Annotated in this window: 5 protein-coding genes and 1 pseudogene; all 6 read right to left on the minus strand. The window is 56.3% G+C overall.

The genetic code is table 11. The features are described 5' to 3' along the window. Window positions 1–216: pseudogene (locus ABJO75_RS29125) on the minus strand (cytochrome C); the annotation flags it as partial. A gap of 67 nt (window positions 217–283) precedes the next feature. Then, entirely contained in the window at window positions 284–865 is a 582-nt protein-coding gene (locus ABJO75_RS29130) for a cytochrome c (protein ID WP_348432691.1), read from the minus strand. Window positions 866–925: 60 nt separating this feature from the next. Next, the gene (locus ABJO75_RS29135) at window positions 926–1270 is read right to left on the minus strand and encodes a hypothetical protein (protein WP_348432692.1); all 345 of its coding nucleotides are present in this window, start codon (window positions 1268–1270) and stop codon (window positions 926–928) included. Between the two features lie 7 nt (window positions 1271–1277). Then, window positions 1278–1697, minus strand: a complete 420-nt coding sequence (locus ABJO75_RS29140; protein ID WP_348432693.1) for a cytochrome c — start codon at window positions 1695–1697, stop codon at window positions 1278–1280. After that, window positions 1697–2089: a Cu(I)-responsive transcriptional regulator gene (gene cueR, locus ABJO75_RS29145; protein ID WP_348432695.1), complete on the minus strand. Its 393-nt coding sequence runs from the start codon at window positions 2087–2089 to the stop codon at window positions 1697–1699. The genes ABJO75_RS29140 and cueR overlap by 1 nt, the downstream gene beginning before the upstream one ends. An 11-nt stretch (window positions 2090–2100) precedes the next feature. Further along, window positions 2101–3624, minus strand: a 1524-nt coding sequence (locus tag ABJO75_RS29150; RefSeq protein ID WP_348432696.1) for a copper-translocating P-type ATPase, incomplete at its 5' end; no start/stop codon positions are given.

Consider the following 3624-nt stretch of genomic DNA (forward strand, 5'->3'; position numbering starts at 1 on the left):
CCCGATACCGTTCTCAAGGTCAGTGGTCAGGTTGGGGGAATAAAACGTGCCAAAGTCAGTCGGTAGTTTCAAGCCACCCGCAAGCGGCTTTCCTCCACCTTCAAAATCCGTATGACACGCGATACACCCCGACATGCGTGCGAGATAGGCGCCGCGTTGCGGATCGCCCTGCGTAGTCTCGAGTTCAACCGGTTTTCCTATGGGCCAATAGTGCAGCCCGGCGAACCCCGCTCCTGCTATCGCAAGAGCGGAGAACGCACCAACAAGCCAGATCCGCACGGGTCTACTTTTTCTCGATACGGAACTTTGTGTGACACGCCGAGCACGTCTGTGCTGTCATGTTAAAGAGCCCTTGTACCGGCATTTGGGCAAGCAGCTCAGGGTTCTGCATGTGCGACGGGTCGCCCATCATGCCACCCTGGCCCATCATGCCGCCCTGGCCCATCAAGCCACCTTGGCCCATCATGCCGCCCCTGGCGCCCGGTGTGGAAAGTCCGTTGTCTGCGGCTTCTCCCAGAGCGGTTGCGAACAGTTTCAGTTGCCCGGAAATGCCGGAAAACTCTTCCCAGTTGGACCAAATCTCGGGCTTGGCTTCTGAAGGACCTTCAATGCTGCCTTCAGGAAACTGCTTCGTCAGCGCTTCGCCGGAATGGCTTTGAAGGACTTCAGCACCCTTGCGAACGGCCTCAGCGTCATACTCGGTTTCACCGCGCATCATTGCGGAGAGTGACTTCATGACTTTGCCCATGGCACCCATGGCATCCATGCGTTCTTTGACAATTCCAGTGGCGCCACCATGCGCCACAGCAGCAGCAACGCCTGAAACAACAAGCGCTCCCGAAAGAAATAATACGGATAGTTTCATTGGATTCTCTTTCCTGTAACCAGAATACATGGCGGCTTGAACCACCGTTTTGCGCTGGGACTAGGAAAGGTGTCGTGGGGGCGGAGGTTCGACGGCGCTGGATTTTAACAGAACCCACCCCGCCTCAATGATTTCAACGTCGCCGGGGGACGTGGGCGAAATCGGTTCAAATTCACATGTCAAAGCAAGCAGGTTGGCTCCGCAATGAACTGTCTGCACATCAGCTGACCCGAATTCACCGTCATCGGTGTCTGCATGATGATGATCTAAAGTATCCGCATGCTCGTGACCTGCATGGTCATGCCCTGCCACCGTATGATTGAACGTGGCCCCACCGACCAAAAACATCAGAACTGCAACTGACATCAAAAATCGTCTCAGGAATGTTGGCAGGGCGCTCTTCATTGGACCTTCACTGAATTCCGTTCGCTCTTTGAACAAGACGGACATATGCAACAATCCGCTCAACTTCCTGCTGGGTCAAGCCTTCGACCGGGGGCATGTTCCCGAATTGCCAGTGATGCGCACGAACACCCTGCTTGACGGCGAGAAAAAACGATCCGTCGGCATGATGGCCCGGTTCATAGATTTTGTGTACGAGCGGAGGAGCAACACCTTGCTGTCCAGCAGCGTTCACGCCATGGCAACTGGCACAATTATCGTTGTATGCCCGCTCACCGAGTTTTGTGGTTCCGTCGAGGGGTGGGACGACGACCTCAACCATCGCCTGCCGCTGCGCACCCGAAAGTTCACTGGACTGTTTTCCAAACAGTAGATAGCCTCCACCAGCGATTAGCGCCACACACAGCAAAAGCAGAAGATTCCTTTGCATCAGGTTTGCTCCCCCGCAAGGTCTTCAAGAATGGGGCAATCCGGGCGGTGATCTCCGGCACATTCATCGATCAGATGCGCGAGGGTTCCACGCATGGACTGTAATTGCGCGATTTTTTCATCGATCTTGTGCAGATGGTCTTCCGCCACGCGTTTGACCTGTGCACTCTCCCGGCCATCGTCTTCGTAAAGTGCCAGGAGCGTTCGGCAGTCTTCTATAGTGAACCCGAGCTCGCGGGCTCTGCCTAGGAACGCGAGTTTGTGCACTTCTATCTCGCGAAAAGCCCGGTAGCCGTTTTCGCTGCGCGGCGGGGTGACAAGGCCAATATCTTCATAATAACGGATCGTCTTCGCGGGTAAGCCAGACCTGCGGGATACATCTCCTATATTCATGGTTGCCTCCACTATTCTGCCGCCGCCGGGATCTGCGCCTGTGCCGGTCTCTCCAAAACTTCCTTTTCATCCATGGACGGCTTGATGCTTCTCAACCGCAGTGCGTTTGTCAAAACGAATACCGAAGAGAGCGCCATCGCACCAGCCGCCAAAACCGGGGAAAGAAGCACCCCGAGCGCAGGATAAAGCACGCCTGCTGCCACCGGTATGAGCGCCGTGTTGTATGCGAATGCCCAAAAGAGGTTTTCCCTGATATTGCGCATCGTGCGCTTTGATACCTCGTGGGCGTTGACCACGCCGCGCAAGTCGCCCGACATCAGGACAACATCCGCAGATTCAATCGCAACATCAGTTCCGGTTCCGATTGCTATCCCGACATCCGCATGGGCCAACGCGGGCGCGTCATTGATACCATCGCCCACAAAGGCGATTTTCTTTTCTGATCCGCGAAGGGTATTCAATGCAGCGACCTTGCCATCCGGCAGCACTTCGGCGACTATGGTATCAATTCCGGTTTCCGCGGCAATTACCTCCGCGGTCTCACGTTTGTCACCGGTGATCATCGCTACCTGTAGGCCTTGTGCATGAAGAGCGGCAATAGCATCCCTGCTCGAAGGCTTGACCGGATCAGAGACCCCGATCACCGCTGCAACCTGTCCATCAATTGCGGCAAAGAGCGCTGTCCGGCCTCGTCTCGCAAAATCCGCTTCCCGATCTCTCAGGTCGTCTATCGCAATGTTTTCCTTGAGCATCAGTCGATCGGCTCCGACGAGAACTCTCTTTCCCGACACCAAACCGCTGACACCATGCCCGGTGATTGACGCAAAGTCCTCCACGTCCAGGCGTCCTCCCCCTTGCAGGGAAGCTGCGCGCACAATTGCTTCTGCCACGGGGTGTTCCGACCGGCTTTCAACGGCGGCAACCATTTCCAGTACGGTCTGGCGGTCAAAACCATCTGCGAGCACCATATCGGTCAATTCCGGTCGGCCTTGAGTAACTGTCCCGGTCTTATCGAGCGCGACAACACTGACTTCCGCCAACTGCTGAAGCGCGTCGCCTTTACGGAACAACACACCCATTTCCGCGGCCCGCCCAGTCCCGACCATGATCGATGTGGGGGTTGCCAGCCCCATCGCACACGGACAGGCAATGATCAGCACTGATACGCCGGCAACTAGCGCGAAGGTCAGGGCAGGATCTGGGCCAAAAATCAGCCACGCGACAACTGTGAGAGCTGCCACCAGCATCACGGCGGGGACGAACCAAAGGGTTATCTTGTCAACCAGTCCCTGGATCGGTAGTTTTGCACCTTGCGCTTCCTCCACCATCCGGATGATCTGCGAAAGCGTTGTGTCGGCTCCAACACGGGTTGCCGTGAATTGCAAGCTGCCGGAACCATTGACCGTGCCTCCGGTGACCTGCGTTCCAGCGGTCTTTTCAACTGGAACCGGCTCTCCGGTAATCATGCTTTCATCGACATGCGATGAACCTTCGGTGACATCGCCATCAACGGCGATCCGTTCGCCAGGACGGAC

The organism is Sedimentitalea sp., assembly GCF_039973035.1.
In the GTDB taxonomy this organism is placed as follows: Bacteria; Pseudomonadota; Alphaproteobacteria; order Rhodobacterales; family Rhodobacteraceae; genus Sedimentitalea.

Bases quoted from the DNA above. Each gene is read 5' to 3' on its own strand.
- ABJO75_RS29130 (WP_348432691.1), bottom strand. From the start codon at position 865: ATGAAACTATCCGTATTATTTCTTTCGGGAGCGCTTGTTGTTTCAGGC.
- ABJO75_RS29135 (WP_348432692.1), bottom strand. From the start codon at position 1,270: ATGAAGAGCGCCCTGCCAACATTCCTGAGACGATTTTTGATGTCAGTT.
- ABJO75_RS29140 (WP_348432693.1), bottom strand. From the start codon at position 1,697: ATGCAAAGGAATCTTCTGCTTTTGCTGTGTGTGGCGCTAATCGCTGGT.
- cueR (WP_348432695.1), bottom strand. From the start codon at position 2,089: ATGAATATAGGAGATGTATCCCGCAGGTCTGGCTTACCCGCGAAGACG.